Source organism: Pseudomonas sp. GOM6, assembly GCF_029537485.1.
Lineage (GTDB): Bacteria > Pseudomonadota > Gammaproteobacteria > Pseudomonadales > Pseudomonadaceae > Aquipseudomonas.
The window spans coordinates 1-307 of sequence record NZ_JARPUS010000044.1 but is presented as its reverse complement, the minus strand read 5'-3'; the positions used below and the strand labels follow the sequence as shown (position 1 = coordinate 307).

General features: G+C 63.5%; 1 pseudogene. It reads left to right on the top strand.

Annotation, left to right across the window (positions count from 1 at the left end):
• Positions 1-138 precede the first annotated feature (138 nt).
• Positions 139-307, top strand: a pseudogene (locus tag P7A97_RS20550) (acetyl-CoA C-acetyltransferase); the annotation flags it as partial.

Genomic DNA, 307 nt, shown 5'->3' with positions numbered 1-307 from the left:
CACTGTTGGTGTTGAAGCTGACGGTGACGGCATCATTTTCGGCATCCGCGGTGACGTAGGTGGCGGCGACGTCGCCGACCTGTACGCCACTGTCTTCGGTGAAGTCGTTGGCGGTAACGGTGATGGTCGGTGCGTCATGCCATCGAGGCCGGGCGTTTCAATGATGAAATCACCCCGATCCTGATCCCCTCGCGCAAGGGCGAGCCGGTCAGCTTCGCCACCGACGAACAGCCGCGCGCCGGCACCAGCGCTGAATCCCTGGCCAAACTCAAGCCGGCGTTCAAGAAGGACGGCACGGTGACCGCCG